We start from the raw sequence: 1,146 nt of genomic DNA, 5'->3' as shown, positions 1-1,146 counted from the left end.
CTGCCTTATTTTTCAATGAGTTCCTTTAAATAATCACATCTTCTGCCTGCGTCATAGCTTTTCGACAAGAATGGCGCAATCTCGTCAAACGATACCTTGTGTAATAATTCGTACAATGTCATATCTCATGTTTTTATCGTTGTTTGCCGGCAAAGATATTGACGTGCTGACTCAATTATCAATACAGGTTAATTGTTTCTTATAAAAAACTCACAAAAACAGAAGGTTTTTTCAACCTGTGATAATAATTGGCATACCTTCATAATACTTTTGCCGCAACATTAAAGATACAGTTATGAAAAAGTCTACAAAATATGAAAGCACCGTAAAGGATGCGAAGACATTGGAATCCGTCATTCCGAAACAGCTTGCAGAATACACGACAAGGGCATTAAGTAAACTAAACGAAGCGCTTGGGGGCGATGTCGGCGGATATGTAGCAAACAGACTGCACATGAGCCATGAGAAACTGAGGGAAGCATTGGCCGCCGAGCAAATCGATGGTGTTGCATTGGCCGTTTATAATATAGAGAAACGTGGACAGTCGGTAGTCATAGGCGACCAAACGGGTATAGGCAAAGGCCGACAAGCTGCTGCCATGATACGCTATGGACTGTTGTCTGGCTATCTGCCAATATTCTTCACCGACAGATATACCCTGTTCAGCGATATGTACCGCGACTGTAAAGCGCTTGGCATTAAGGAGGCACGACCACTGGTGGTGAATGCTGGTGTGTCGGTTGTCGACTTTGACCATGTGGTTGAGCAGAAAGCGACATGTACGTCCGACGAGATATGGTCTCCCGCAGACGAAGAAGATAACGAAAAGTATGAGGCAGAGCGCATGGCGCTCTACCAGAAACAGTATGAGGTGGTCTACAAAGCTCCCAAGAAATCTGTCCTTCAAGAAATATTCATAAAAGGTGAACTGCCGCAGGATGCCTTCGACTATCTCATGATTACCTACTCCCAACTGAAAGATGCCAAACGAGACATGACACGTCTCAACTTCCTCATGGCGTTGTGCGAGCAGCATCGTGTGCTGTTCATCTTCGACGAAGCCCACAAAAGCAGCGGAGTGAACGCTGGCAAAGCATCGGTTATCACACAAGGCATAAACATGATTCTTGAAGAAACGCCACAGAC

1 protein-coding gene is annotated in these 1,146 nt (G+C 44.7%); it reads left to right on the top strand.

Annotated features, from left to right (window positions below; genetic code table 11):
* Positions 1-295 precede the first annotated feature (295 nt).
* The coding region (locus tag QVO99_RS02055) for a strawberry notch-like NTP hydrolase domain-containing protein (RefSeq protein ID WP_288176875.1) at positions 296-1,146 on the top strand (851 nt) is incomplete at its 3' end.

The organism is Prevotella sp. CAG:592 (genome assembly GCF_000436015.1).
Classification (GTDB): domain Bacteria; phylum Bacteroidota; class Bacteroidia; order Bacteroidales; family Bacteroidaceae; genus Prevotella; species Prevotella pectinovora.
Note: the sequence above shows the minus strand (reverse complement) of the source record. Positions and strands in the feature narration are given on the sequence as shown.